The following is a 26541-nucleotide window of genomic DNA, read 5'->3' as shown; positions in this document are numbered from 1 at the left end:
ATAATCAGACTTCTACGCCCATTTCCTTCGCTTTTGCAATGACTTCCTCGATGCGTCCGACAAGTCGGAAAGCATCTTCCGGCAGGTGATCATAGCGGCCTTCGAGGATTTCCTTGAAGCCCTTGACCGTTTCCGCTACCGGAACATAAGAACCTTTCTGGCCGGTAAACTGCTCGGCCACGTGGAAGTTCTGGGAAAGGAAGAACTGGATGCGGCGGGCACGGTCGACGACAAGTTTGTCTTCGTCGCCCAGCTCATCCATACCGAGGATGGCGATGATGTCCTGGAGCTCACGGTAACGCTGGAGCGTCTGCTGGACCTGAGTCGCCACTTCGTAGTGCTCTTCGCCGACAATCTCTGGCGAAAGTGCGCGGGAAGAGGATGCCAGCGGGTCAACCGCAGGGTAGATCCCCATCTCGGAAAGCTTACGCTCAAGGTTTGTCGTCGCATCAAGGTGAGCGAATGTCGTTGCAGGAGCCGGGTCAGTGTAGTCATCGGCAGGGACATAGATCGCCTGGATCGATGTGACGGACCCTTTGTTCGTGGATGTGATCCGCTCCTGGAGTTTACCCATCTCGGTTGCCAGCGTCGGCTGGTAACCAACCGCGGAAGGCATGCGGCCGAGAAGGGCCGATACTTCGGAACCGGCCTGCGTGAACCGGAAGATGTTGTCGATGAAGAGAAGCACGTCCGCGCCTTTTTCGTCACGGAAGTGTTCAGCCATTGTCAGGCCTGTCAGAGCAACACGCATACGTGCGCCCGGCGGCTCGTTCATCTGGCCGAAGACCATCGCAGTCTTCTTGATAACGCCGGAGTCGGACATCTCGAAGTAGAGGTCGTTCCCTTCACGGGTACGTTCACCGACGCCCGCGAACACGGAAATACCGCCGTGCTCCTGTGCGATGTTGTTGATGAGTTCCTGGATGAGGACCGTCTTGCCGACGCCCGCTCCGCCGAAGAGGCCGATCTTACCGCCCTTGATGTAAGGAGCGAGAAGGTCAACGACTTTGATGCCTGTTTCAAGGATTTCAACATCAGTTGTCAGTTCCTCGAATTTCGGCGCATCGCGGTGGATAGCATCACGGGGTTCGGATGCAGGGATTTCCTCGTTAAGGTCGATTGTGTCGCCGAGGACGTTGAATACACGTCCGAGCGTTACGTCTCCGACAGGAACCGAAATCGGTGAGCCTGTGTCGGTGACAGCCGCTCCGCGCTGAAGGCCGTCCGTGGAGGACATGGCGATCGTGCGGACGGAGTCGTCGCCCAAGTGAAGGGCAACTTCAAGCGTCAGTGTTTGCGCCTCTTCGTTCGGGCGCGCAATCTGGACTGTAAGGGCATTGTAGATCTCAGGCATGTTGTCGCCGTCGAATTTTACGTCGACGACCGGACCCATGACCTGGAGGACATGTCCTTGGTTCATGCTGTTCCCTCCTGTCTGTATGCTGCGGGAGCCATGCATGGACAGGGCCGGCGCTTATTCGAGCGCCGCGACCCCGCCGACGATCTCCGTAATTTCCTGGGTGATCGCTGCCTGGCGCGCACGGTTGAATGAAAGTGTCAAATCGTCGATCAGTTCCTTCGCGTTATCGGTCGCCGCCTTCATCGCGGTCATCGACGAAGCGTGCTCGGAAGCCTTGCCGTCAAGCAGAGCGCCGTACATCAGGCTTTCCGCGTATTGCGGTAGGAGCACTTCGAGGATGGCTTCAGCTGAAGGTTCGAACTCGTAGGAAGCGGTCGATTTCATCGAAGAGAGGTCAGTCAGCGGAAGGACCTTTTTCTCGGTCACTTCCTGGCTGATCGCACTCACAAAGTGGTTGTAGTACATGTACAGCTCATCGTACTCACCGTCGATGAATTTGCCGACTGCTTCACGCGTGACGTCTTTGATTTCGGCAAAGGTCGGGTGATCCGAAACGCCGATGACGCTCTGGATCACGTTATATCCGAGCTTGTTAAAGAAATCAACGCCGTTGCGTCCGATGGAAAGGATGACGACTTCATCTTTGGATGTGTGCCGTTCACGGATTTTGCCGAGAGCCGCCTTCAGGACGTGGGAGTTATAGGCCCCCACCAGTCCACGGTCGGAAGTGATGACGAGATAGGCGGTCTTCTTGACCGGCCTGCTCTCGAGCATCGGATGCGTTGCGTCCGGTGCGCCGGCTGCAATCGCCCCGATCACCTCCTGGATCTTCTCCATATACGGGTTGAACGACTTTGCGTTCAATTCCGCCTTGCTCAGTTTTGAAGCCGATACCATGTGCATCGCCTTCGTGATCTGGCTTGTTTTTTTCGTGGAGTTAATCCGGCTCTGGATTTCGCGTAATGATGCCATCGGTTGTTCACCACCTTCTCGTTATTGGATCTGCCGGAACTTAGTCTTCGGAGCGGACGAATGTCTTCTTGAATGCGTCAAGCGCAGCTGTCATGTCTTCATCAGCCGGAAGTGCCTTAGTTGTACGGATGTGATCCAGAACGTTCGTGTGGTTGCTGTCGAGCCAGCTCAGGAATTCCGCTTCGAAACGGCGGATGTCCTGAACCGGAACATCGTCGAGATGACCGCGGGTCAGCGCATAAAGGATCGCAACCTGCTTTTCGACTTTGATCGGCTTGTTGAGGTCCTGCTTCAGGACTTCAACCGTACGCGCACCGCGGTCGAGCTTCGCTTTTGTTGCAGCGTCAAGGTCCGAGCCGAACTGTGCGAACGCTTCGAGTTCACGGTAGGCAGCCAGGTCAAGACGGAGCGTACCGGCAACCTTCTTCATCGCCTTGATCTGCGCGGAACCGCCGACACGCGATACGGAAAGACCCGCGTTGATCGCCGGGCGGACACCCGAGAAGAACAGGTCGGACTGAAGGAAGATCTGTCCGTCAGTGATCGAGATCACGTTCGTCGGGATGTAGGCGGAGATGTCCCCTGCCTGTGTCTCAACGAATGGCAGTGCCGTGATGGAACCGCCGCCGAGGTCGTCGTTCAGCTTCGCTGCACGCTCAAGAAGACGCGAGTGAAGGTAGAAGACATCACCCGGATAAGCTTCGCGGCCCGGAGGACGGCGGAGCAAGAGGGAAAGTTCACGGTAGGCAGCAGCCTGCTTGGACAGGTCATCGTAGACGATGAGGGCGTGCTTGCCCTGGAACATGAATTCTTCAGCCATCGTTACCCCTGCGTATGGTGCGAGGTAAAGAAGCGGTGCAGGATCGGATGCGCCTGCGGAGACGACGATCGAGTAGTCGAGTGCACCGTTTTTGCGGAGAGTTTCCACAAGGGCACGGACTGTCGATTCTTTTTGTCCGATTGCGACGTAGACACAGATCATGTCCTGGTCAGCCTGGTTGATGATCGTATCGACCGCAACAGTCGTTTTACCGGTCTGGCGGTCACCGATGATCAGCTCACGCTGCCCGCGGCCGATCGGAACAAGTGCGTCAATCGCCTTGATACCGGTCTGGAGCGGCTCATCGACCGATTTACGTGCCATGACGCCTTGCGCCGGGCTTTCGATCGGGCGTGTTTTCGTTGTGTTGATCGGGCCGAGTCCGTCGATCGGCATGCCGAGCGGGTTCACGACGCGGCCGATCAGTTCTTCACCGACCGGAACTTCCATGATCCGGCCCGTACGGCGGACTTCGTCGCCTTCCTTGATGTCCGTGTAAGGTCCAAGGATGACGATACCGACGTTGTTTTCCTCGAGGTTTTGCGCCATGCCCATGACACCATTGGAGAACTCAAGGAGTTCACCGGCCATGACGTTATCGAGGCCATGCGCGCGTGCGATTCCGTCACCGATCGTGATAACGGTACCGACATCGCTGACTTCCAACTCAGATTGGTAGTCCGCAATCTGCTGTTTGATGAGAGCGCTGATTTCTTCAGCTTTGATGCTCATGCATGTCACCCCTTCATTTCAAAAGATTATGCATTCACGAGATCACGCTTAAGGTGATCAAGTTTTGTTCTGAAGCTGTTGTCGTAGATCCGGTTCCCGATACGGATGCGGAGTCCGCCGATAAGCGAAGGATCCACAATGTTCACGATGCGGAGCGACTGCATGCCGACTTTGCCGGCGAATGCAGCGGAAAGCTCCTGCTGTTCCGTATCGGAGAGCGGCCGGGTCGAGTACACCTTTGCTTCCGCGATGCCTGCTACTTCGTCAACGAGAGTAATGAAGTTGTCTGCAACATTCACTGTCTCGGATAGGCGGCCGGCATCGGAGAGTACGTACAGTGTATTGAGCGTCAGCTGGTCCGAGCCGTTGAACAGCTTGGCCAAAAGCGCCTTTTTCTCCCGGTTCGAAAGTTTAGGGGAAGTAAGGAGCGTACGGAGTTCCTGCGTCTGCGCGAACACCTTGCGGATCTCGCCCATTTCTGCGCTGATGACTTCCGTCTTCCCTTTTTCGCGGGCCACTTCAAACAGCGCTAGCGCATAGCGCTTGGCTACAGTGGACTCGCTCATCGGCCTTCCCCTGCCTTCTGGATCGTCTCCTCGATGAGGGCACGGTTGTCCTCTTCAGAGACTTCCTTGCCAAGAACCTTCTCTGCCGCAAGGATGGACATCGAGACGAATTCTTCGCGTACGGCCTGGATGGCCTTGTCTTTCTCGTTGGCGATTTCCGCCGCCGCATTTTCTTTCAGGCGGGCTGCTTCCGCACGTGCGGTTTCCATGATCTCGGCACGCTGGGCATCACCCTGCTGCTTAGCATTCTCAACAATCGCCTGTGCTTCCGTACGTGCTTCTTTAAGGAGCGCGCGCTGCTCTTCAAGCAGCTTGGCGGATTCGGAGCGGCTCTTTTCCGCTTCCTCGATTTCGGAAGCGATCAGTTCAGCGCGCTGGTCCATGATGCCCATAAGAGGGCCCCATGCGAATTTTTTGAGAAGAAGCATGAGCAACGTGAAGAAGAAGAGCGTGGCGAGGATGTCACCGGTGTTCAATTTATCCAAAAACCCATCGCCGGCAGATGCCGCCAATACGAACTGGTCCAAAGACACGATTGTCTCACTCCCTTCGGAAACTAGGGAAGCCGGCGGACCGGCTTCCGTCTGATGGTGCTTCATTTCAAATATCCGTACATAAAGGAATGGCGAAGGGATTCAAAAGATGCTCTTCGCCATTTATTCATTGCCCTATGATTATCTGTTCATTACGATGAACGCGATAACGACTGCGATGATCGGAAGGGCCTCGACGAGTGCGACCCCGATGAACATGGTCGTCTGAAGGACGCCGCGTGCCTCTGGCTGACGTGCAATACCTTCTACTGTCTTGGAAACGATGAGACCGTTACCGATACCGGCGCCAAGTGCGCCCAATCCTACTGCGAGTGCTGCTGCAAGAAGACCCATTTTATAATTTCCTCCTAAAAAGTTGGTTTTGTTTTGTCGCCCGCTAAGCGGGAATTATATGATCAATGATCAGTCTGTACCTTGTGGGACATGTAGACCATCGACAACATAACGAAGATGAACGCCTGGATCGTCCCGATGAAGATCGAGAAGCCCTGCCAGGCCATTGCCGGGAGAATCGCGCCCAGGAAGCCGCCGACGCTTGCAGTTGCGAGGCCGGCGAGGAGTCCGATGAGGATCTCACCCGCATAGATGTTTCCGTAAAGACGGAGACCGAGTGTCAGCGTGTTGGCGAATTCCTCGATGATCTTAAGCGGCGTCATAAATGCGAGCGGCTTGGTGAAACCGAGGAAATAGTTTTTCACGCCTGCCATCTTGACGCCGTAGTAATGCGTCAGGACGAGTACCATGACCGCCAGGGTCATTGTGATGGTCGGATCTGCTGTTGGAGATTTCCACCAGAGCACATGGTCGTAAGCGATAGCGAATGGAAGGCCGAGCATGTTCGCGACAAAGATGAACATGATGAGCGTCAGGGCGAGCAGGTGGAACCGGCCGCCTGTTTTCCAGTCCATGTTGCTCTTGATGATCCCCTTCACGAAATCCATGACCCATTCCATGAAGTTCTGCATGCCTGTCGGCTTCAGTTTCATATTGCGGGTCGAGATGAACGCAATGAGGAAGACTACGAGGCATGTCACCGCCAACATCAGGATGTTGGACGGGTTGAACGTCAGCCCAAGAAATTCCCACTTGGGGTTTACGTGGTTCATTAAATGTTCACCTCTCTTTCCCCCCAGGATCCGGGTGTTTCAGTTGCGAGATGATCCGTTCCGCCAAAAGGAACAGATACGGAATCATCAGCCCGATCACCGTAGCGATCAGATTGAATGTCTCCGGCAGCGAAACCGCGATGGCCGCTGCCGCGATGCCTGATGCGAAGCGGAGTCCGGAGCCCAGGGAAGGCGCCTTTTTCCCTTCTGCCAGGTTGCGGTCGAACCGTTCCATCCTCCTGGTGAGAATCCAGAAGTTATACAGACCGAAAAGGACCCCGAGGATGAGCCCGGCAAATACAGTCGGCCATGGGGAAAATCCCCAACCAAGGGCAAGCATTGCAAGCAAAAAAAAGAGAGCCCTCTTCTGCCTATTATGGATTTGCCGTAAGTTCTCCATTTTTCGAGGTCCCCCGCATCATGATTTCCGGACGGTTTCCGTCTGTCGGAGCGAGTATGATAGAATGCAGTCAAAGCAAGCGGACAAGCGTCAAAAACGCCTGAAACCCTTGTCATTCTTACCCTTTCAAAGCATACAATAGGGGTATTTTGATGTCAATTGATTCCCGTGAAATTCTTCACAAGCGACCACCTTTGTCAAAGATTCGACAAATTCACAAAAGACATCCGCAACCGGCATTTGAGCCTTTTGCGGGTGTCTTTTTTTAGCGGTTTCGCCCGAGGTATTCCTTCAGGGCGCTGACGATCCGTTCAGATGCATGGCCGTCACCGTACGGGTTTGATGCATGCGCCATCCGGTCGTAGGCTTCACTGTCGCTGAGGAGTTCATCCGCAAGGCGGAAAATGGTCTCCTCATCAGTGCCCGCAAGCTTCAGCGTACCGGCTTCAATGCCCTCCGGCCGCTCGGTCGTATCCCTCAGGACAAGCACCGGCTTGGCGAGCGATGGTGCTTCTTCCTGGATGCCGCCGGAGTCGGTGAGGATAAGATGGGAGCGCGCAGCAAAGTTATGGAAATCCACCACTTCAAGCGGCTCGATCAGCCGGACACGCGGATGGCCCGCCAGGATTTCATCCGCCACTTCCCTCACTGCGGGGTTCAGGTGGACCGGATAAATGACCCGGGTGTCTTCATGCTTGTCCAGCAGACGGCGGATCGCCCGGAACATATGACGCATCGGTTCACCGAGGTTTTCCCTGCGGTGCGCCGTCATGAGGATCAGACGGCCTTCAGATGCCCAGTCAAGAAGCGGATGCTCGTAATCATCCCGCACGGTCGTCTGCAGTGCATCAATCGCCGTGTTTCCGGTGATGACGATGCGGTCTTCAGGCTTCCCTTCCGCAATCAGATTGCCGGCCGATTTTTCAGTCGGCGCAAAATGAAGGTCTGCAAGAACGCCGGTGAGCTGGCGGTTCATCTCTTCCGGATACGGGGAGTACTTGTCCCATGTGCGGAGTCCCGCCTCCACGTGGCCGACAGCGACGTGGTTATAGAACGCGGCGAGCCCTGCGATGAAAGTCGTCGATGTATCCCCGTGGACAAGCACGATATCGGGTTCGGCTTCCTTCATGACCCGGTCGAGGCCCTCGAGACCGCGGGCCGCCACATCGGTGAGCGTCTGGCGCGCTTTCATGATATTCAGGTCGTGGTCTGGCGTAATATCGAATGCCTCCAGGACCTGATCCAGCATTTCGCGGTGCTGGGCGGTTACAGTGACGATCGATTCGATCGTGTCGGGATGCTTTTCCAGTTCCAGGACGAGTGGCGCCATTTTGATGGCCTCCGGGCGCGTCCCGAAGATCGTCATCACTTTCCACCGTTTTGTCAATTCAGTCACACTCCTTACTTCGTTCCGTACAGCCGGTCCCCGGCGTCGCCGAGTCCCGGGACGATGTAGCCGTGTTCGTTCAGCTTTTCATCAAGAGCCGCGATGTAGATGTCCACATCAGGGTGAGCATCGGCCAGCACTTGTACCCCTTCCGGAGCTGCAATCAGGCACATGAACTTGATGTTCGTCGCGCCGCGAGCCTTCAGGGAATCGATGGCGGCGACCGCCGATCCGCCTGTGGCCAGCATCGGGTCGACTACGATGAATTCCCGTTCGCCTACGTCGGACGGCAGCTTGGCATAGTATTCCACCGGCTTGAGTGTTTCCGGGTCCCGGTATAGCCCGATGTGTCCGACTTTGGCAGCCGGAATCAGCTCCAGAATCCCTTCCACCATGCCAAGCCCGGCACGGAGAATCGGTACGATGCCGAGCTTTTTCCCGGCGAGCACATAAGATTCCGCCATCATGACCGGTGTTTCCACTTCTGTCTTCTGAAGCGGCATGTCCCTCGTGATTTCGTAAGCCATCAATGTGGCGACCTCATCGACCAGCTCCCGGAATTCCTTGGTTCCCGTATTGACGTCCCGGATGAACGTCAGCTTATGCTGGATGAGCGGGTGGTCGAACACATGCACTTTTCCCATCGTTTCACTCTCCTGTTCAGCGCCGGCAGGACCGGCCTGTTTGTTCAAACCGGGCCGTAGCCCGGCTTTTCTGTTTCAACCTCGTTCATTATAACAGTCGCACGGGCTCATGCACAGTGAAGGAGGAAACAGGTAATGAAGAGGTTGTCGGGAATGAACATGGAGGCGGGACGCGAGATTTTTCGTACTCGGACCTGGAGGCGCTGGATCTTTCGTAAGCAAACTTCCGCGATTCGCACGCGAACCCTGAGACGTTCACATACTTCACTGAGACGTTCACATACTCCACTGAGACGTTCACATACTCCACTGAGACGTTCACATACTCCACTGAGACGTTCACACACTCCACCCTACGGTCTCCTACTCTATGAAAAATAGCCATTCCCCGCTTTCGGGGAATGGCTATTTGCTGATCAGCGCTCTGCTGCTGCTGTTTCTTCTTTTGTTTCATAGAGAGGGAATTTCGAAGTAAGAGCAGCGACGCGCTCTTTAGCTTCCTGTTTCACGGCTTCGTCTTCGTGGTTTTTCAGGAGCTTGGCCATGATGGCGCCGATTTCTTTCATTTCTTCTTCCTTGAAGCCACGAGATGTGACCGCCGGTGTGCCGATACGGATGCCGGATGTGACAAACGGCTTTTCCGTATCGAACGGAATCGTGTTTTTGTTGACGGTGATGCCGACTTCATCAAGCACGTGCTCAGCAACCTTGCCGGTGATGCCCACGGAACGGAGGTTGAGGAGAAGCAGGTGGTTGTCTGTGCCGCCGGACACGAGATCGATGCCTTCCGCTTTCAGGGATTCGCCGAGCGCCTTGGCATTCTTGACGACCTGTCCAATATATTCTTTGAACTCCGGCTTGAGCGCTTCGCCAAATGCGACTGCTTTTGCGGAGATGACGTGCATAAGCGGGCCGCCCTGGAGGCCAGGGAAGATCGACTTGTCAATCTTCTTCGCGAACTCCTCTGTCGTCAGGATGATGCCGCCGCGAGGTCCGCGGAGTGTTTTGTGGGTTGTCGATGTCACGAAGTGTGCGTGCGGAACCGGGTTCGGGTGAAGACCTGCAGCGACAAGGCCTGCGATGTGTGCCATATCGACCATGAAGTACGCACCGACTTCATCAGCGATTTCGCGGAACTTCTTGAAATCGATTTCCCGCGGATATGCACTTGCCCCTGCAACGATGAGCTTCGGCTTGTGCTCGAGGGCTTTTTGGCGGACATCTTCATAATCGATCGTTTCGTCGCCTTCGCTGACGCCGTATTCGACGAAGTTGTACTGGACGCCGGAGAAGTTGACCGGGCTGCCGTGTGTGAGGTGGCCGCCGTGGCTCAAGTTCATGCCGAGCACAGTGTCGCCATGCTCAAGGATAGTGAAGTAGACAGCCATGTTCGCTTGGGCACCGGAGTGCGGCTGTACGTTCGCGTGCTCTGCACCGAAGATTTCCTTCAGGCGATCTCGCGCGATGTTTTCAACAACATCAACGTGTTCGCAGCCGCCGTAGTAGCGCTTGCCCGGATAGCCTTCCGCGTATTTGTTGGTCAGTACGGAACCTTGGGCTTCCATGACCGCTTCGGATACAAAGTTTTCGGAGGCAATCAGTTCAATGTTGTCTTGCTGGCGCTTTTTTTCTGCCATAATCGCTTCATATACTGCCTGGTCCTGGTACTTCACGTTTTCGAGTTGCATTCTTCATTCCCCTTCCATTTCATCTGTTTGTGATGATTCCAAATCGAAATCATCCATTTCCTCTTCATCCCGTTCGGGAACGTAGACCGCGCGGGCTCCACCGATCAGTTTAGGCCGGGTGGTGGCGGCTGTGACGACCGCCTCCCCGATCCGCTCGACAGTTGTACGGAGCGGAACGGCAACCTGGCGCAGCTGCATCCCTATGAGTGTCTGGCCGATATCAATGCCCGCATGCGCATGTACGCCTTCTACGACAACAGGGTCGTCCATCTGGCGATAGGCATGGGCCGCCATCGAACCGCCCGCCTTTTGCACAGGGATTACCGAAACTTCATCCAGCCCGTACTTCTCGGCCGCTTCGCGTTCAACTGTCACGGCACGGTTGATATGCTCACATCCCTGGAACGCGAGCCACAGTCCGTTCCGCTCCGCGAACTCACGGAGCGGGCCATAGAGGATCGCCGCAATATCCATCGCTCCGGCCGTGCCGATCCTGCTCCCCGCCACTTCGGACGTGGAGCAGCCGACGACAAACAGCCGGCCCGGGCGGAATTCCGCCTGTTCCTCAAGCTGGCCCAAGATCTCCTCCAGCTGCAGCTTCCATAATTGACGCGCATCCAAGAAGACCAACTCCCTTCAGGACGAAATCACTGTTCCATCTCTGTCAGCTTTTCGATTCGGCGTTCGTGGCGGCCGCCTTCGAACTCGCCTTCCAGCCAGGTCCGGGCGATTTCCCTCGCCAGCCCCGGCCCTACGACGCGTTCGCCCATCGCCAGCACATTGGAATCATTGTGCCCGCGTGTCGCCTTTGCGCTGAATACATCATGGCAAAGCGCGCAGCGGATGCCCTTGACCTTATTCGCTGCGATCGACATGCCGATGCCTGTCCCGCAAATGACGATACCCCGGTCGAATTCACCGTCCGCCACACGCTGCGCAACCGGCTTTGCGTAATCAGGATAGTCAACGGAGCCGTCATCTTTAGGCCCGAAGTCTTCATATTCAATACCCATCTCGTCCATCAGATCGATGATCTCGGCGCGCAAACGGTTGCCGCCGTGATCGGAAGAAATCGCTACTTTCATCCGCTTCCCTCGTTTCCGATATATTTCAACACCATCATATCATTATTTGACAAATAAAAATACAGCCCATAAATGGACTGCACTACATATTGCGCCGGAGCGAATCAGCCAAAACCGAAATCGCCTGCCGCAGTTCTTCGAATGTCTGCCTGTATTCTTCCTTACTGCCGCCATATGGATCAGCGATATCCCACTCCCCGACGCCTGTATAGGCATTGAGGGTGAAAGTCTTTCCGGATGCTTCCCGGACCGAACGTTCCAGCATCCGTTTATGGGCATCCGTCATCGTGAGAATGAGATCCGCCCACTCGACGGCTTCCCGGTCCGCCGGGGAAGACGTGCCGGGTTCATCAAAACCCGCCTCCCGGATCAGAGCCGCCGAATGGCCGGATACCGGCGCACCCGGATAAGCCGAGATGCCCGCAGAGCGGACAGAGACCCCCGTGATCCGTTCGGCTTTCAGTATCGCTTCTGCCATCGGGCTCCTGCATGTGTTCCCCGTGCAGACGAAAAGAATATTCAATCCCATCACCGCCCTAGCTTCCGATCTTCCTCCGCTCAGCCGATCAGCGGGAGAACTCCCATCGCGGCAAGGCCGAGACCGCCGGCCACCCGGAGCTTCCGTCCCCCGAGAAATGCGGCCGCCCCCCGGACATAGAGGGCTGCGCAGGACAGGACAAACGCGCTGACTCCTGCACTGAGGATGAATCGGACCATATCTAATTGAAGCATACCAAACGACACGCTAACCGAAAAGGAATCGATACTGAGCAGTGCCGCAAGCAGGTAGGGAGGCATCTTCACATCTGCGCCTTCCTCGCTCAGCATCATATGGATTCCGAGAAGAATCAGCATCAGTGCGGACAGGTAGACCCCCAGGCCGGCCAATAGTTCAGCCGCCGCTCCGCCCGCCACAAATCCGGCAATCGGAAAGGCCATATGAAGCACACCTGTCCAGACGGCAAGCATCAGGCGCTTTCGCCGGAGCGGCAGGACCGTATAGACCGCAGCCACATCCATCGCCGTCAAAAGACCCGCAACCGGTTCCTGCCACATCCGTTTTCCCTCCGTTCCGACTCTGTCCAGCTTATGCGGAACGGCATGGGCATATGTAGGGGTTCATCCGGGGTATCGGCGTCCTCCGGCCGCCTTGTTCAGGCGGTTCATGACGGCTCCGCCGATACCGGCGTCATCGACCGTCACGGCAAGCACGATGTCAGCTTCAGTCCCGTCGCAGGCGCGGAGTGAAGCATACAGTTCGGCGGAGACGGAGACAGGATCATTTAGCCTCCCTGTCGGGAAGTACCAATCCGCTCCCGACGCACCAAAACCTTCCGGCGCGACAAGGGCGACCTTTTTGCCCTCGCTGTGCAGCTGACTGACAGCATTTATGATCCGCCCCGCATCCGGTCCGATCATCCAGACCGGCGCCTCCGGTGAATAGTGAGTGTACTTCATCCCCGGCGAACGGGGGGCATTTTCCCCGGCATCGGCCGCTTCTGCGGAGTGGTTGACCTCACCGATGACAGGACGGAGCATGTCCGCTGTCACTGCACCCGGACGCAGGATGGCCGGCGGTCGGGAAGTGAGATCAAGGACAGTCGACTCGATGCCGATGCCTGTCGCGCCGCCGTCCAGTATGTAGGGGATTTTGCCGCCCATATCGGCGGCGACATGTTCTGCATGTGTCGGGCTTGGCTTGCCGCTTGTGTTCGCGCTTGGTGCGGCGACCGGAAGACCGGACGCGCGAAGCAGCCCGAGTGCTGCCGGATGATCAGGCATCCTGAGGCCGACTGTATCCAGCCCAGCCGTCACGGACGGTGCGAACACACCCGGCTTTGCCGTCACGATAAGCGTGAGCGGTCCCGGCCAGAATGCCTCTGCGCATTTTTTGGCGGTTTCAGGCACGTCCTCCGCGTAGCGTTCCAGTTCCCCGGCCGTACCGATATGCACAATCAGCGGGTTGTCAGAAGGGCGTCCCTTGGTACGATAAATGTCCCGCACAGCTTCTTCATTTGTGGCATCTGCCCCCAGGCCGTACACGGTCTCTGTCGGGAACGCGACGAGTCCGCCATTTAACAGGATGTCGGCAGCATCAGCAAATTTTGATTGATCGCCTTCTCCCGTGAGTTGTGCCATGACCGTTTCCATTCGGCATCTCTTCCTTTCTGCCGGTCTTAACCGAACAGCGACTTCAGCCATTCGATGATGAAAAAGGTGACCGGCTCCTCTTCTGTTTCCTCTTCTTCCGCTGCAACTTCACCCGGTTCGCATACATCCGAAAAAAGTGCGCACCACCAGTTGTCCCCGCGGCCGCTTCCGAGCATCACGACAAGAGAATCTGTCCTGGTCTGCGGGATGTAACCCCCGCCCACCACTTTAGGTGGGAAAAATGCCGACCCGTGCATCACGCGGACTGGTATGCCGCCTGATGCTGCTTCGGCGGCAAGTGTCATCTCCGGGATGAGCGCCTCGATTCCGGAAGGATCTGTGAGCGCGGCTTGGTTGAGCAGTCGGCTGACCTCGCCGGCCACGCCGGCTTTAACCAGCTGTGCCTCTGCAGTATTACTATCGGCGATGACCCGGACACGGAACGCTTCCTGCGCCTCTTCCCCTGCTGCTCCCGACAACAGGATCAGTGCGCATTGGAGTGCGATCAGCACGAGCATGAATTGAATAAATGGGAAGATGGCAAGCCAGATTTCCCGGCGGCTGCCTTTCCTCTTAATATTGTAATCTGTCAGCATCTGGAACGACCTCCTTGACCGCATTATGGGCAGGAGGCCGGCAACCTATTCAATCAAACTAGAATTTATTGCTGCTTTATCTCACAGAATACCATCCGGTCCTTGCCGTTGATGTCCCGGACGACTTCAACCACAGCATCCGGAAAAGCATGCTGGAACAGCTTCCGGACAGCCGATCCCTGGTCATGGCCGATTTCGACTCCGATCAATCCCGTTTCCGACATCAGATCCGGAAGCGAGTCGGCGAGCGTACGATAATGGGCAAGCCCCCTGTCCGCCGCGAACAGCGCACCATGCGGCTCGTGGCCGGTGACCGTATCGGACATGTCCATTTTATCCTGAGGATCGATATAAGGTGGGTTGGAAAGGACGATATCCCACCGGGTGCCGGCAAGCGGTGCAGCCATATCCCCTTCCAGGAACGAAACCTCCGCCCCCAGCTGCTCCGCGTTTTCACGTGCGACCCGGATCGCAGCAGATGAAATGTCCGTCGCCGTCACATCCGAATCCGGCCGCTCCAACTTGAACGTCACGGCAATCGCGCCACTCCCCGTTCCGATGTCGGCCATCTTCAGACCGCCTTTTGCGGGCCAGATCCGCCCGGCCCGGGCGAGCGCGCCCAAGACCAGCTCCTCCGTTTCCGGCCTTGGAATGAGGACATCCGAAGTGACCGTGAAGAGCCGACCGCAGAATTCTTCCTTGCCGGTCACATATTGTAGCGGAACACCTGCCGCCATTCGCGCAATCCCTGCAAAGAAGCGGTTCCGCTCATCTTCTCCGACCGGTTCACGCAGCCGGATAAGCAGCTGTGTGCGGCTCAGGCCAAGCACGTCCATCAGAAACAGTTCCGCTGCATGCGGTTCTCGGCCCGCTTTCATTAGTTGTTCTTTCCCATCCGCGAGAATCGCGGCAGCCGTATTACTCTGCCGCATCCAGCGACTCCAGACGCGCAGCCTGTTCTTCCATGATGAGCGCGTCGACCACTTCATCGAGCTTCCCGCTGATAATTTGGTCCAGCTTCTGAATCGTCAGGCCGATGCGGTGGTCGGTCACACGGTTTTGAGGAAAGTTGTACGTCCGGATGCGTTCGGAGCGGTCCCCGGACCCGACTGCGGATTTGCGAATTGCGTCATACTCCGCCTGTGCTTCCCGGTGAAACTTGTCATAGACCCTGGCACGCAGGACCTTCATCGCTTTTTCCTTGTTCTTGATCTGGGATTTTTCGTCCTGGCAGGAGACGACGATTCCGGTTGGCAAGTGCGTCAGCCGTACTGCGGACATCGTTGTGTTGACCGACTGGCCACCGGGTCCGCTTGACGCAAATGTATCCGTGCGGATGTCTTTATCATGGATGTCGATTTCAACTTCTTCCGCCTCGGGCAGGCAGGCAACCGTCGCGGTCGATGTATGGATACGGCCGCCTGATTCCGTCTCGGGCACTCGCTGGACGCGATGCGCCCCGTTCTCAAACTTGAGCCGGGAATAGGCGCCGCTTCCACTGATCATGAAAATGATCTCTTTAAAGCCTCCGAGCCCTGTCGGAGATGCGTCGATCACGTCGGTCTTCCAGCCTTTCGACTCAGCGTATCGGCTATACATCCGGAACAGGTCGCCCGCGAAAAGTGCTGCCTCGTCTCCCCCTGCCGCCCCGCGAACTTCCATGATGACGTTTCTCGAATCGTTCGGGTCCTTTGGCAAGAGCAGGAGCTTCAGCTTTTCCTCCATTTCCCCGATGTCTGTTTCTAGCCCCGAGACTTCTTCTTTCACAAGCTCCTTCATCTCGGCGTCCAGCTTATCCTCAAGCATCTCTTTTGCATCCGATAGCTCGTCGGAAGCTTTTTTGTAGGCCCTGTATACTTCGACTGTCTCGGCGATCTCCGACTGTTCCTTCGAGTACTTCCGCAGCAGGCCAGTGTCCTGCACGACCCCCGGATCGCTCAGCAGTTCATTGAGTTTTTCATAGCGGTCTTCAACCGCCTGAAGGCGTTCATACATAAGGGATTCCTTCCTCCCGCATCTTCAGATTGGCATCAGGGAGCCCCTACGGTCCCCTAAAGTCATTGTTCCGGTTCATTCATCCAATCATTATAACTCAAAAAGCACCCGGCCGTCATCGGCCGGGTGTATCGGTCATGCATTGTGGATTAGCTTTCTGCCTCTGAGCGATTTTTCACACTCACTCCATTCGGCACTTCATGGTGAAGTCTGCAACGCGGTTCATAGGCTTCCTCCGCGCCGACGAGGATGACCGGGTCATTATAGTGCGCCGGCTTCCCGTCGATCAGCCGCTGTGTCCGGCTTGCCGGCGACCCGCAAACCGCGCAGACCGCCTGGAGTTTCGTAACAAGTTCCGCGGTGGCCATGAGTTCCGGTATCGGGCCGAACGGCTCTCCGCGAAAATCCTGGTCAAGCCCCGCGATGATGACACGGTAGCCATGGTTCGCAAGTTCCGCAACGGTCTCTACGATCCCCTCATCAAAAAACTGGGCTTCATCGATTCCCACCACATCTACGGTATCATCGATATGGCGCCAGATATCGGCCGCTTTGGCAACCGGCAAGGCCACGATCTCATTACCGTTATGGCTGACGACCGCTGTCTCACTATACCGGTCGTCAATCGCCGGCTTAAAAACGGCGATTGATTGTTTGGCGAACTGGGCTCGGCGGACACGGCGAATCAGTTCTTCGGACTTCCCCGAAAACATGCTGCCGCAAATTACCTCGGCCCAGCCTCCCTGCATTGAAACGAACATCCGGTTTTCCCCTTTCGACCTCAGGGGCACTCCCCCGATCCTGGCTTTCCAGGTTTCCATCTTAACGGATTTCGAGAAGTATTTCCCGTCTTTATTTTTGTCGGTGGATATGTTATAGGAACTGCGTGACCCGCTTATCCAGCGCATGCAAAAACCCGCCCGCCGCGGGTGCGGCGGACGGGTTTTATGCAGGAATTACTCCTGGCCTTCTTCTTTGAGGCCATATTTCTTGTTGAAGCGGTCGATACGGCCGTCGGCTGCAGCGAACTTCTGGCGACCCGTGTAGAATGGGTGGCACGCGGAGCAGACTTCAACTTTGATGTCTTCTTTCACGGAACCAGTTTCGAAAGAGTTGCCGCAAGAGCAAGTAACTTTCGCTGTCTTGTATTCCGGGTGAATGGCTGTTTTCATGAAATTCTTCTCCTCTCGCCCTGAACCATCTGGAACAGAGTTAAATTATCGTACTGCAGCCTTACACGGCCATACAGGCGAGCCGTATATGCTGTCAGATAGTCGCAAACTTACACAGAACATTATAGCACCGTATCCGGGTTAATGCAAATGATAAATCCGGGTCCTTGCACAGGACTTTTCAATAATAAAATGGCCTCTGCCCGTTGTCAATCAGAGAATACCGTAAGGCTGATCCGAACAGGAAGTGCTCACATTCAAAGCTTTCCGATTTCCCCTTCCCGTCCTTATTATAGCAGTCCCTTGCCGCCCCGCTTTTCCTTCATTTCACGGTTCAGCAGCTCGAAAAATTCTTCGTTGGTTTTCGTGCCGCGAAGCTTTTTCAGGAAGCGTTCGGCAAAGTCCGGGGTGTCAGAGAAGGTGCGGCGGATGGCCCATAGCTTGTCGAGGCGCCCTTTCGGCAGGAGGAGTTCCTCTTTCCTCGTGCCGGAGCGGCGGATGTCGAGAGCAGGGAAAATGCGGCGCTCGGCAAGGTGCCGGTCCAGGTGGAGTTCCATATTGCCTGTTCCCTTGAATTCCTCATAGATGACATCATCCATCCTGGAGCCGGTGTCTACAAGAGCTGTTGCAAGAATCGTCAGGCTGCCGCCTTCTTCCAGGTTACGCGCAGCGCCGAAAAATCGCTTTGGACGGTGGAGCGCAGCCGGGTCGATCCCGCCCGACAGTGTCCTGCCGCTCGGCGGAATGACGAGGTTGTAGGCACGTGCAAGCCGGGTGATCGAGTCCATCAGGATGATGACATCCCTCTTGTGCTCGACCAGGCGCATCGCCCGTTCAAGTACAAGCTCGGCAACTCTCACATGGTGGTCCGGCAGCTCATCGAACGTCGAGCTGACGACATCCGCGTCGACGGAGCGCTCGATATCGGTCACTTCTTCCGGACGCTCATCAACAAGCAGGACGATGAGTTCCGCCTCCGGATGATTTTCAGTGATGGAATTCGCGATCTCTTTCAGGAGCTGGGTCTTTCCCGCCTTCGGCTGCGCGACGATGAGACCGCGCTGGCCGAATCCCACCGGGGAGACGATATCCATAATCCGTGTCGACAATTGATGCGGCTCTGTCTCCAGCTTGATCTTACGTTCCGGGTAGAGCGGGGTCAGCGCAGGAAAATGGACGCGTTCTTTCGCAGTTTCCGGGTCCTCCCCGTTCACTGCCCCGACCTGCAGCAGGCCGTAGTAGCGCTCATTTTCTTTGGGCGGCCGGACCTTGCCGCTCACCCGGTCACCGTTCCGCAGGTCAAAGCGGCGGATCTGGGAAGCCGAAATATAAATATCTTCCATGCTCGGCGAATAGTTGATCGGTCGGAGGAAGCCATAGCCCTCTGTCGGGATGATTTCCAGCACGCCTTCCATGAAGAAATAGCCTTCCTGTTCGGCGCGCGATTTAAGGATTGCAAAAATCAGTTCTTTTTTCGTCAGTTTGCTGTAGTAGGAGATATTCAGCTTACGGGCCAGGCCGTATAGCTCTTTAAGGGTCTTTTCCTTCATGCCAGCCAGTGTGAGTTCTTCCGCCATCGGGCGGTCACCTCTTTTCGTTCAGTTGGGGATATCAGCAGCCCGAGGGCGTATGCGAAGTGATGAAGAAGGAGATGCCCGGCGTTTCCGCCGGGCATGGGTTGATCAGTATTCCATGACGTAATGCGGCTTTTTCTGAAGGCTGTGACGGCCTTCGACAAAGCGCACTGTACCTGACTTGGCACGCATGACAAGAGAGTGGGTAGAGCCGTAGGCCCCTTTGAATTGGACACCTTTCAGGAGTTCGCCATCAGTCACGCCTGTGGCAGCGAAGATGGCATCATCGCCCTTGACGAGGTCTTCCATGCGGAACAATTTATCGATATCGAGCCCCATCTTGCGGCAACGCTCGATTTCTCCTTCGTTTGATGGGACGAGGCGGCCCTGGATCTCACCGCCGAGGCACTTCAGGCCGACTGCGGAGATGACCCCTTCCGGAGCGCCGCCGGAACCGAACAGGATGTCGACGCCTGTATCGTCGAACGCCGTGTTGATCGCACCGGCCACATCACCGTCATTGATCAGCTTGATGCGTGCGCCGGCATCCCGGATTTCCTGGATGATTCTGGCGTGCCGTTCACGGTGAAGTACCGTTGCGACCACATCTTCGATATCTTTGTTTTTCGCCTTGGCGACAGCCCGGAGGTTGTCGATGATCGGCGCATCGATGTCGACCTGGCCCACTGCCTCAGGGCCGACTGCGATTTTTTCCATGTACATGTCCGGCGCGTGCAGAAGGTTGCCGCGATCCGCTACAGCCAGGACCGCGAGTGCGTTCCAGCCGCCTGATGCCACAATATTCGTCCCTTCAAGAGGATCAACTGCAACATCTACCGCAGGACCGGACCCGGTACCGAGTTCTTCTCCTATGTAGAGCATTGGCGCTTCGTCCATTTCCCCTTCGCCGATCACGACAACGCCCTGCATCGGGATTGTGTCGAAAACGGTGCGCATCGCGCTTGTCGCCGCGTCATCCGCCTCGTTTTTCAAACCGCGCCCCATCCAGCGGGCGGAGTTTAGTGCCGCCGCTTCTGTGACACGTACAAGTTCCATCGATAAGCTGCGTTCCATCGTGCACTTCCTTTCTCCCCGCAATGCGGGAAAGCAAAATCTATTTTTGCGGTCCGTCCGGCAGGAATATCCTGCCGCCGGCCGCTTAAAAGTCAATCAGGTTACTGTCAGGAATTGCCTTTGTCCTTGCCGGATAAAGCGCCGGCAGGCACGCGCACTTTTCGGATGTCCGCCCCAAGGCCGCTAAGCTTGCCGATCAGGTTGGAATAGCCGCGCTCGATATGGTGGATTGCATGCACTTCTGTCTCACCCTCCGCAATCAGCCCCGCGAGCACAAGTGCGGCGCCGGCACGAAGGTCGGTCGCCCGCACGGAAGCTCCCTGGAGCTCAAGCGGTCCGGTGATGATTGCAGCACTGCCCTCGACACGCGCATCCGCATTCATGCGGCGCAGTTCATCGATATGCTTAAACCGCGCCGAGTAGATCGTGTCGGTCACGACCGACGTTCCTTTCGCCTGCGTAAGAAGGACGGACATCGGTTGCTGGAGGTCAGTCGCAAAGCCCGGATAGACGAGCGTTTTTACATCGATTGCACGAAGCGGCCGCTCCGGTTTCGGAATGATGATCCGCTCCTCTTCTTCAATGAGGTCCACACCCATTTCCCTCAGCTTCGCCGTTAGTGCCTCCACGTGGAACGGGATGACATTGTCAACCGTGACACCGGCTCCAACCGCTGCTGCCATGATCATGAATGTCCCGGCCTCGATTCGGTCCGGGATGATGGTGTGGGTAGTTCCCGACAGCGATTCGACGCCTTCGATCCGGATGATGTTTGTGCCGGCACCTTTGATGTTGGCACCCATGTTCGACAGGAGTGTCGCGACATCAATGATTTCAGGCTCTTTTGCCGCATTTTCAATGGTCGTCCGCCCCTCAGCGAGGACAGCGGCAAGCATGATATTGATGGTCGCCCCGACACTTGCCACATCAAGATAGATCTTGGCGCCGCGCAGCTTCTCTGCACGGAGGTAAATCGAGCCGTGTTCATTCGTCACTTTGGCACCCAGTGCCTCAAACCCTTTGATATGCTGGTCAATCGGCCGCGGTCCGAGATGGCAGCCGCCAGGCAGGCCGATTACAGCCTTGCCGAACCGGCCGAGCATCGCTCCCATCAAATAGTAGGAGGCACGAAGCTTTTTGACATTTCCATTCGGAAGCGGCATATCGACCATTCCGGTCGGGTCGATTTTCATCGTCCCGTCCCGGAATGTGACAGCCCCGCCGATTTCTTCCAGGAGCGCCTTGAGCGTAAAGACATCCGCGATTTCAGGCAGTCCTTCGATTGATACTTCCGAGCCGGCCAGGATCGAAGCCGGGATAAGTGCGACCGCGCTGTTTTTGGCGCCGCTCACTTTGATCGTTCCCTTTAATTCCCGTCCGCCGTTGATTTTGTAGACGTCCATATCGTTTCCCTCGTTCCGAAAGAGTTCCGTCACTCGGCAGTCCGCTTGTTCCAGTCTGAGAGGAACGCTTCAAGACCCTTTTCCGTCAGCGGATGGTTGAACATCTGCTTAAGGACCTTAAGCGGAGTCGTTGAGATGTGTGCGCCGTTCAGCGCCGCATCCGTGATATGCTGCGGGTGGCGGATTGATGCCGCGATGATTTCCGTTTCGATGCCGTGCGTGTCGAAGATTTCTGAAATGGTCGCAATCAGGTCCATCCCGTTGTGGCCGATGTCATCCAGACGGCCAAGGAATGGCGAGACATAGGTGGCTCCCGCGCGTGCTGCAAGAAGCGCCTGGTTCGCACTGAAAATGAGGGTAACGTTCGTCTTGATGCCCTCTTTGGCGAAAGTGGAGCATGCTGCAAGGCCATCCGGTGTCATTGGGAGCTTGACCGTAATGTTCGGTGCAATCGCTGCAAGTTCCCGTCCTTCACGGATCATTTCTTCCGCTTCAGTCGCGATGACTTCCGCGCTTACAGAGCCAGGAACTAGTTCCGCGATCTCTTTAAGCCGGTCATGGAACGGGACATTCTCCTTGGCTACGAGCGATGGGTTCGTCGTCACACCTGATAGGATGCCCCATGCGTGTGCTTCCTTGATTTCGTCAAAATTTGCTGTATCGATGAAAAATTTCATGTCTGTGTCCTCCCCGGAAGTTTCTCTGATGAATGGAAAGAAGGAGATGATGCCTTGCACCTCTCCCGCTTCTCCCCTTGTTTTTAAGCTTTCCCGGAACTGCCGAATTCACGCATCTTGCCTATGACGGTTTCTTTGATGGCTTCGCGTGCAGGACCGAGATATTTGCGAGGGTCATAGACCTCTTTGTCGTTGTCCAGGATTTCGCGGATGACATTGGTCGACGCGATCTGATTCTCGGTATTGACGTTGATCTTAGCCGTCCCGAGTGAAACAGCGCGCTGAATGTCTTTTGTCGGGATGCCCGTGCCGCCGTGCAGGACAAGCGGGAGATCCGACTGCTTCGAGATTTCTTCCATCTCTTTGAATCCGAGATTCGGTTCGCCTTTATAAGGGCCGTGAACCGATCCGAGCGCAGGTGCCAGGCAGTCGATGTCCGTCTGCTTAACAAGCTCTTCACACTCTTTTGGATCTGCATAGATCACGCCGTCCGCGATGACGTCATCTTCCTGGCCGCCTACGACGCCAAGCTCCGCTTCGACGGATGCGCCGTGTTTGTGGGCATACTCGACGACTTCGGATGTGATCCGGATATTTTCCTCAAGCGGTTGGGACGATGCATCGATCATGACAGATGTGAAGCCCGCATCAACCGCTTCTTTACATTTTTCAAAGGAAGAGCCGTGGTCAAGATGGATTGCGACCGGTACGCTCGTTCCGTAGGATTCCATTAGGCCGTTAACCATTGGCACAACCGCCTTGAAGCCACCCATATATTTTGCGGCGCCTTCGGAAACACCCAGGATGACCGGGGATTTCTCCTCCTCGGCCGCTTGAAGGATCGCCTGTGTGAATTCCAGGTTGTTGATATTGAACTGACCGACCGCATAGCCTTCTTTTCTTGCTTTATTTAGCATGTCCGTCATGGAGACAAGTGCCATACTCGATTCCTCCTTCGAAAATGGGAAGTCAATCTTTCGTTTTTACACCTTTCCATCATATCAAAAACAGGCAGTGTCCGCCACTGCCCGCCGGTCACGCCAGGATTCCGCCGATCTCGCTTCGGAGCTCATGAATGTCGAACGGCTTTGTGAAATACTTCTCGGCCCCAAGCGCTTTTGCCGCGTCAATCTGTTCCTGTTCACCATACGCAGTCATCATGAAAACCGAAATATCCGGCTTGGCTGACTTGAACTGTCTAAGGACTTCGATGCCATCCATGCCGGGCATTTTCATATCGAGCAGCACGCAGTCCGGAGGGGACTGTGTAAACAGTTCTATCGCTTCAAATCCGTTTTTCGCAACAGAGGTCTCATACCCGTCGCGCTTGAACACTTCCTGCAGCAGAAGACGGATGCCGTTCTGGTCATCAACAATCAATATCCGTTTCATATGGCCAGTCACTACTTTCATAATATTCTATGTTTTCTACCATCCGTAATAACCTTATCATTTTCTTTTCATTTGTGACACTTTTTCAAAGTGGAAATTGATGCAGCGGCGCCTGCTTGGACGCCTGAGCTCCGTCCTTTATAATGGAGCCGGAGGGATACTCATATGAAAATGCTGACTACACAAATGTCCGGACTGCTCCAGCGCATCGCCGGACGTGAAGAAGAGATGATCGGCATGACTGCCCGACTTCTCGCACAAGCAACCGCAGGGCAAGGCAGAGTGTTCATCGCAGCGTTTGGCGAGCTGGGCGCAGTAAGCGCAAACGCGATCCGCGGCCAGGAGCCGCTTAAGGGTGCCGTGCGTTACCGCGGAGAAGAAATCGACAGCACGGACAGAGTTTGGATTCTTGCAAGGCATGCATCCGACGAAGAAGCACTGACACTCGCCCGCCGGCTGGCTGAGCAGTTCATCCCGTTTGCCGCGGTGGCTGATGAGCCCGAAGATGACGAGGGCAATGAGCTCGCAGAACTCGCCACCGCTTATGTGTCACTTGGGGTCAAGCGCGGCCTGCTTCCGTCCGATGACGGCGGGCGAACCGTCTTTCCACACGCCCTTGCAGGGCTGTTTGTCTACGAAGCCGTCCGGATGGATTACGAGGAGCTGCTTTCCGAATTCGGCTGAACCCGGCGCCCTGTTATCAGACAGGGCGCTTTTATGTATGGATTGTTATGTAACCTATTTTAAAACAAAAGTGATATCGTGAATACCTCTATCTGTAAACTTATGGTTTATCTGTTGGAAGTCGGACTTCAGAGGACATAAAAAAAGCCAGGCCCCTGCCGTTTTGAGGGAACCTGGCTTGTCCTTTATTTAGTTATTGCCGATTGAAGCACGGATGAATTCTCTGAACAGCGGCTGAGGACGGTTCGGGCGCGACACGAATTCCGGGTGGAATTGGCATGCGACAAACCATTTATGTTCCGGCAGCTCGACAATCTCGACAAGTCGGCCGTCAGGGCTGAGACCGGAAAAGACGAAGCCAGCTTTTTCGAATGTCTCGCGGAATTCATTGTTGAATTCAAAGCGGTGGCGGTGGCGCTCATACACGAGGTCCTCGCCGTAAGCTTCGTGAGCCTTCGTGCCGGCCTTGAGCTTGCACGGATAGATGCCGAGGCGCAATGTGCCGCCGAGGTCTTCCAGGTCTTTCTTATCCGGCATGATGTCGATGATCGGGAACGCTGTCGACGGATCCAGTTCCGAGGAGTGCGCGCCGTCCATGTTCATGACGTGCTGGGCATACTCGACCGAAGCCAGCTGCATGCCAAGGCAAATGCCGAAGAATGGCACATTGTTTGTGCGCGCGTACTCGACTGCAGCGATCTTGCCGTCGATGCCTCGGTCGCCGAAGCCGCCAGGTACCAGTACGCCATCGCAATCGGAAAGGAGTTCCGCCGCATTGTCGCGGCTGATATCTTCAGCGTTGATCCAGTCGACTTCGATCTCAGCGTCAAATGCGAACCCGGCATGGCGCAGCGCTTCGACCACTGAGATGTAGGCATCCTGGAGTTCCACGTATTTGCCGACCAGGCCGATCTTCACTGTCTTAGAAAGAGACTTTACCTTCTGGACAAGTGCTGTCCAGTCGTCGAGCTCCGGCTTCGGAGCATCCAGGCGGAGATGGTCGAGGACGAGGTCATCCATGCCCTGAGCGTGAAGTCTGAGCGGGATTTCATAGAGCGTCTCCGCATCACGGGACTCGATCACTTCTTCCGGACGGATGTCGCAGAAAAGCGCGATCTTGTCTTTCATGTCCTGAGGAACCGGCTGCTCGGTACGGACGACGATGAGGTTCGGCTGGATGCCGAGGCCGCGCAGTTCCTTGACGCTGTGCTGTGTCGGCTTGGTTTTCATCTCACCTGCCGCGTGGATAAACGGAATCAGTGTGCAGTGGATGTACATGACTTCATTCCGGCCGAGGTCGGAACGGAGCTGGCGGATCGCTTCAAGGTAAGGCAGCGATTCAATATCACCGACGGTACCACCGATTTCGGTAATGACGACATCCGCATTCGTCTCTTTGCCTGCGCGCAGCACACGTTGCTTGATTTCGTTCGTAATGTGCGGGATGACCTGGACGGTTGCGCCGTTGTAGTCTCCGCGCCGCTCTTTCTTCAGGACGGTGGAGTAGACTTTACCGGTTGTCACCGCGGAGTATTTCGTCAGGTTGATGTCGATGAAACGCTCATAGTGGCCGAGGTCGAGGTCTGTTTCCGCGCCGTCTTCGGTCACGAACACCTCACCATGCTGATACGGGCTCATCGTGCCCGGGTCCACGTTGATATACGGATCGAATTTCTGGATGGTCACTTCCAGCCCACGGTTCTTCAGCAGACGGCCGAGGGATGCTGCGACAATCCCTTTTCCTAGTGAAGATACTACGCCGCCGGTTACAAAGATATACTTGGTCATTACAAAATCTCCTCCTGTCAGTCCCAAAAACAAAAAAGGCCCCCCTGCAAACCGTTCTGCAGGGGAGCGCATACGCACATTTTAATCTCCTCGATCAGAGGAGCCCGAATTAAATCATAAACCTGTGAAGATGATCCGTCAAGTTCAAACTTCCTCTTCATCCTCGTCGTCTTCTTCGTCCGCAAGATCGATCTCGCCGTCAAGGAGTTCATCCTCTTCATCGTCAAGTTCATCGACGTCTTCCTCGGCCTCTTCTTCCTCTTCATCGTCGATTTCGAAGTCTTCTTCCTCTTCATCAGCGAACTCATCAAAGTCCTCATCGAAGTCGACATCCTCGTCGTCTTCGATAATCTCTTCATCATCGTCTTCTACGACTTTAGCCTTGGCCTTCCGCTTGCGCACTTTGACCGACGGCGCAGTCTCTTCCTCGATCTTGTCTACCGGGTACCACTCACGAAGGCCCCAGCGACCGTCACCCAGGGCGAGGAACCGCCCGTCGATATTCATATCTGTATAGAAGCGGACAAGGCGTTCCTTGGCTTCTTTCTCGGACAGGCCGACCAGACGGCCGAGCTCTGCCATGAGAGCCGGAAACTCCATTGGCTCACGGCGCTCTTCCAAGAGGGCGAAAGCAAGGTCAATCAGGGCTTCTTCTTTTAATTGTTCCTGTGTCAGATCTTGAAGGTTCATCAGGAGCACGTCCTTTCTGCATGCGTTGGCA

30 protein-coding genes are annotated in these 26541 nt (G+C 55.8%); 1 reads left to right on the top strand and 29 read right to left on the bottom strand.

Annotated elements, in window-relative coordinates:
- Nucleotides 1-4: 4 nt before the first annotated feature.
- From atpD to AC6CHQ_RS00990, 27 genes are all read right to left on the bottom strand, one after another.
- Nucleotides 5-1420 (bottom strand): F0F1 ATP synthase subunit beta, encoded by a 1416-nt coding sequence (atpD, locus tag AC6CHQ_RS01120; RefSeq protein ID WP_092054492.1) that lies wholly within the window; start codon nucleotides 1418-1420, stop codon nucleotides 5-7.
- A gap of 54 nt (nucleotides 1421-1474) precedes the next feature.
- Nucleotides 1475-2332, bottom strand: a complete 858-nt coding sequence (atpG, locus tag AC6CHQ_RS01115) for an ATP synthase F1 subunit gamma (RefSeq protein WP_092054495.1) — start codon at nucleotides 2330-2332, stop codon at nucleotides 1475-1477.
- Between the two features lie 40 nt (nucleotides 2333-2372).
- Nucleotides 2373-3884 (bottom strand): F0F1 ATP synthase subunit alpha, encoded by a 1512-nt coding sequence (gene atpA / locus AC6CHQ_RS01110; protein ID WP_092054498.1) that lies wholly within the window; start codon nucleotides 3882-3884, stop codon nucleotides 2373-2375.
- Nucleotides 3885-3910: 26 nt separating this feature from the next.
- Nucleotides 3911-4450 (bottom strand): F0F1 ATP synthase subunit delta, encoded by a 540-nt coding sequence (locus AC6CHQ_RS01105; protein WP_498080580.1) that lies wholly within the window; start codon nucleotides 4448-4450, stop codon nucleotides 3911-3913.
- The gene (atpF, locus tag AC6CHQ_RS01100; RefSeq protein ID WP_177168373.1) at nucleotides 4447-4983 is read right to left on the bottom strand and encodes a F0F1 ATP synthase subunit B; all 537 of its coding nucleotides are present in this window, start codon (nucleotides 4981-4983) and stop codon (nucleotides 4447-4449) included. Before atpF ends, AC6CHQ_RS01105 begins: the two co-directional genes overlap by 4 nt.
- Nucleotides 4984-5124: 141 nt before the next feature.
- Complete coding sequence (gene atpE, locus AC6CHQ_RS01095) at nucleotides 5125-5337, bottom strand: F0F1 ATP synthase subunit C (protein ID WP_008296656.1); 213 nt, start codon at nucleotides 5335-5337, stop codon at nucleotides 5125-5127.
- A 62-nt stretch (nucleotides 5338-5399) separates the two neighbouring features.
- Nucleotides 5400-6110, bottom strand: a complete 711-nt coding sequence (gene atpB, locus AC6CHQ_RS01090) for a F0F1 ATP synthase subunit A (RefSeq protein WP_092054504.1) — start codon at nucleotides 6108-6110, stop codon at nucleotides 5400-5402.
- A gap of 7 nt (nucleotides 6111-6117) precedes the next feature.
- Nucleotides 6118-6510 (bottom strand): ATP synthase subunit I, encoded by a 393-nt coding sequence (locus AC6CHQ_RS01085; RefSeq protein ID WP_251239007.1) that lies wholly within the window; start codon nucleotides 6508-6510, stop codon nucleotides 6118-6120.
- A 265-nt stretch (nucleotides 6511-6775) separates the two neighbouring features.
- Nucleotides 6776-7897: a non-hydrolyzing UDP-N-acetylglucosamine 2-epimerase gene (gene wecB, locus AC6CHQ_RS01080; RefSeq protein ID WP_498080579.1), complete on the bottom strand. Its 1122-nt coding sequence runs from the start codon at nucleotides 7895-7897 to the stop codon at nucleotides 6776-6778.
- Nucleotides 7898-7911: 14 nt separating this feature from the next.
- Nucleotides 7912-8541, bottom strand: coding sequence for a uracil phosphoribosyltransferase (gene upp / locus AC6CHQ_RS01075; RefSeq protein ID WP_251239005.1), 630 nt, complete (start codon nucleotides 8539-8541; stop codon nucleotides 7912-7914).
- Nucleotides 8542-8957: 416 nt separating this feature from the next.
- Nucleotides 8958-10229 carry a serine hydroxymethyltransferase gene (gene glyA / locus AC6CHQ_RS01070; RefSeq protein WP_498080578.1) on the bottom strand — a complete coding sequence of 424 codons (1272 nt, stop codon included), beginning with the start codon at nucleotides 10227-10229 and terminating at the stop codon, nucleotides 8958-8960.
- A 3-nt stretch (nucleotides 10230-10232) separates the two neighbouring features.
- A complete protein-coding gene (locus AC6CHQ_RS01065) occupies nucleotides 10233-10850 on the bottom strand; it encodes a TIGR01440 family protein (protein WP_092054522.1) in 618 nt (205 codons plus the stop codon).
- A 26-nt stretch (nucleotides 10851-10876) separates the two neighbouring features.
- Complete coding sequence (gene rpiB / locus AC6CHQ_RS01060) at nucleotides 10877-11314, bottom strand: ribose 5-phosphate isomerase B (RefSeq protein WP_092054525.1); 438 nt, start codon at nucleotides 11312-11314, stop codon at nucleotides 10877-10879.
- Between the two features lie 82 nt (nucleotides 11315-11396).
- Nucleotides 11397-11843: a low molecular weight protein arginine phosphatase gene (locus AC6CHQ_RS01055; protein ID WP_424237122.1), complete on the bottom strand. Its 447-nt coding sequence runs from the start codon at nucleotides 11841-11843 to the stop codon at nucleotides 11397-11399.
- A gap of 29 nt (nucleotides 11844-11872) precedes the next feature.
- On the bottom strand, nucleotides 11873-12370 hold the full coding sequence (locus tag AC6CHQ_RS01050) for a manganese efflux pump (protein WP_498080577.1): 498 nt from the start codon (nucleotides 12368-12370) through the stop codon (nucleotides 11873-11875).
- A gap of 63 nt (nucleotides 12371-12433) precedes the next feature.
- Complete coding sequence (locus AC6CHQ_RS01045; RefSeq protein ID WP_498080576.1) at nucleotides 12434-13465, bottom strand: L-threonylcarbamoyladenylate synthase; 1032 nt, start codon at nucleotides 13463-13465, stop codon at nucleotides 12434-12436.
- Nucleotides 13466-13491: 26 nt separating this feature from the next.
- The gene (locus AC6CHQ_RS01040; protein WP_251238999.1) at nucleotides 13492-14061 is read right to left on the bottom strand and encodes a stage II sporulation protein R; all 570 of its coding nucleotides are present in this window, start codon (nucleotides 14059-14061) and stop codon (nucleotides 13492-13494) included.
- Between the two features lie 65 nt (nucleotides 14062-14126).
- A complete protein-coding gene (gene prmC / locus AC6CHQ_RS01035) occupies nucleotides 14127-14993 on the bottom strand; it encodes a peptide chain release factor N(5)-glutamine methyltransferase (RefSeq protein ID WP_498080575.1) in 867 nt (288 codons plus the stop codon).
- Nucleotides 14980-16056, bottom strand: coding sequence for a peptide chain release factor 1 (gene prfA / locus AC6CHQ_RS01030; RefSeq protein WP_092054541.1), 1077 nt, complete (start codon nucleotides 16054-16056; stop codon nucleotides 14980-14982). Before prfA ends, prmC begins: the two co-directional genes overlap by 14 nt.
- A 149-nt stretch (nucleotides 16057-16205) precedes the next feature.
- Nucleotides 16206-16817, bottom strand: a complete 612-nt coding sequence (locus tag AC6CHQ_RS01025; RefSeq protein WP_092054691.1) for a thymidine kinase — start codon at nucleotides 16815-16817, stop codon at nucleotides 16206-16208.
- 195 nt (nucleotides 16818-17012) lie between these two features.
- Nucleotides 17013-17228: a 50S ribosomal protein L31 gene (gene rpmE, locus AC6CHQ_RS01020; RefSeq protein WP_092054544.1), complete on the bottom strand. Its 216-nt coding sequence runs from the start codon at nucleotides 17226-17228 to the stop codon at nucleotides 17013-17015.
- A gap of 290 nt (nucleotides 17229-17518) precedes the next feature.
- Nucleotides 17519-18805, bottom strand: coding sequence for a transcription termination factor Rho (gene rho / locus AC6CHQ_RS01015; RefSeq protein WP_498080574.1), 1287 nt, complete (start codon nucleotides 18803-18805; stop codon nucleotides 17519-17521).
- 105 nt (nucleotides 18806-18910) lie between these two features.
- Complete coding sequence (gene glpX, locus AC6CHQ_RS01010; RefSeq protein WP_251238994.1) at nucleotides 18911-19876, bottom strand: class II fructose-bisphosphatase; 966 nt, start codon at nucleotides 19874-19876, stop codon at nucleotides 18911-18913.
- A gap of 107 nt (nucleotides 19877-19983) precedes the next feature.
- Nucleotides 19984-21279 carry a UDP-N-acetylglucosamine 1-carboxyvinyltransferase gene (murA, locus tag AC6CHQ_RS01005; protein ID WP_251238993.1) on the bottom strand — a complete coding sequence of 432 codons (1296 nt, stop codon included), beginning with the start codon at nucleotides 21277-21279 and terminating at the stop codon, nucleotides 19984-19986.
- 29 nt (nucleotides 21280-21308) lie between these two features.
- Nucleotides 21309-21956, bottom strand: a complete 648-nt coding sequence (gene fsa / locus AC6CHQ_RS01000; protein ID WP_251238992.1) for a fructose-6-phosphate aldolase — start codon at nucleotides 21954-21956, stop codon at nucleotides 21309-21311.
- An 83-nt stretch (nucleotides 21957-22039) separates the two neighbouring features.
- Nucleotides 22040-22897, bottom strand: coding sequence for a class II fructose-bisphosphate aldolase (locus tag AC6CHQ_RS00995; protein WP_251238991.1), 858 nt, complete (start codon nucleotides 22895-22897; stop codon nucleotides 22040-22042).
- 94 nt (nucleotides 22898-22991) lie between these two features.
- Nucleotides 22992-23348: a response regulator gene (locus AC6CHQ_RS00990; RefSeq protein WP_251238990.1), complete on the bottom strand. Its 357-nt coding sequence runs from the start codon at nucleotides 23346-23348 to the stop codon at nucleotides 22992-22994.
- A 165-nt stretch (nucleotides 23349-23513) separates the two neighbouring features.
- Here AC6CHQ_RS00990 and AC6CHQ_RS00985 point away from each other — a divergent pair, with 165 nt between their 5' ends.
- Nucleotides 23514-24032: a DUF2529 family protein gene (locus AC6CHQ_RS00985; protein WP_498080573.1), complete on the top strand. Its 519-nt coding sequence runs from the start codon at nucleotides 23514-23516 to the stop codon at nucleotides 24030-24032.
- Between the two features lie 189 nt (nucleotides 24033-24221).
- Here AC6CHQ_RS00985 and pyrG read toward each other — a convergent pair whose 3' ends face one another.
- Nucleotides 24222-25820 (bottom strand): CTP synthase, encoded by a 1599-nt coding sequence (gene pyrG / locus AC6CHQ_RS00980; protein WP_092054558.1) that lies wholly within the window; start codon nucleotides 25818-25820, stop codon nucleotides 24222-24224.
- A gap of 144 nt (nucleotides 25821-25964) precedes the next feature.
- Complete coding sequence (rpoE, locus tag AC6CHQ_RS00975) at nucleotides 25965-26510, bottom strand: DNA-directed RNA polymerase subunit delta (RefSeq protein WP_498080572.1); 546 nt, start codon at nucleotides 26508-26510, stop codon at nucleotides 25965-25967.
- Nucleotides 26511-26541 lie beyond the last annotated feature (31 nt).

The organism is Bhargavaea sp. GQ12 (assembly GCF_059758705.1).
Note: the sequence above shows the minus strand (reverse complement) of the source record. Positions and strands in the feature narration are given on the sequence as shown.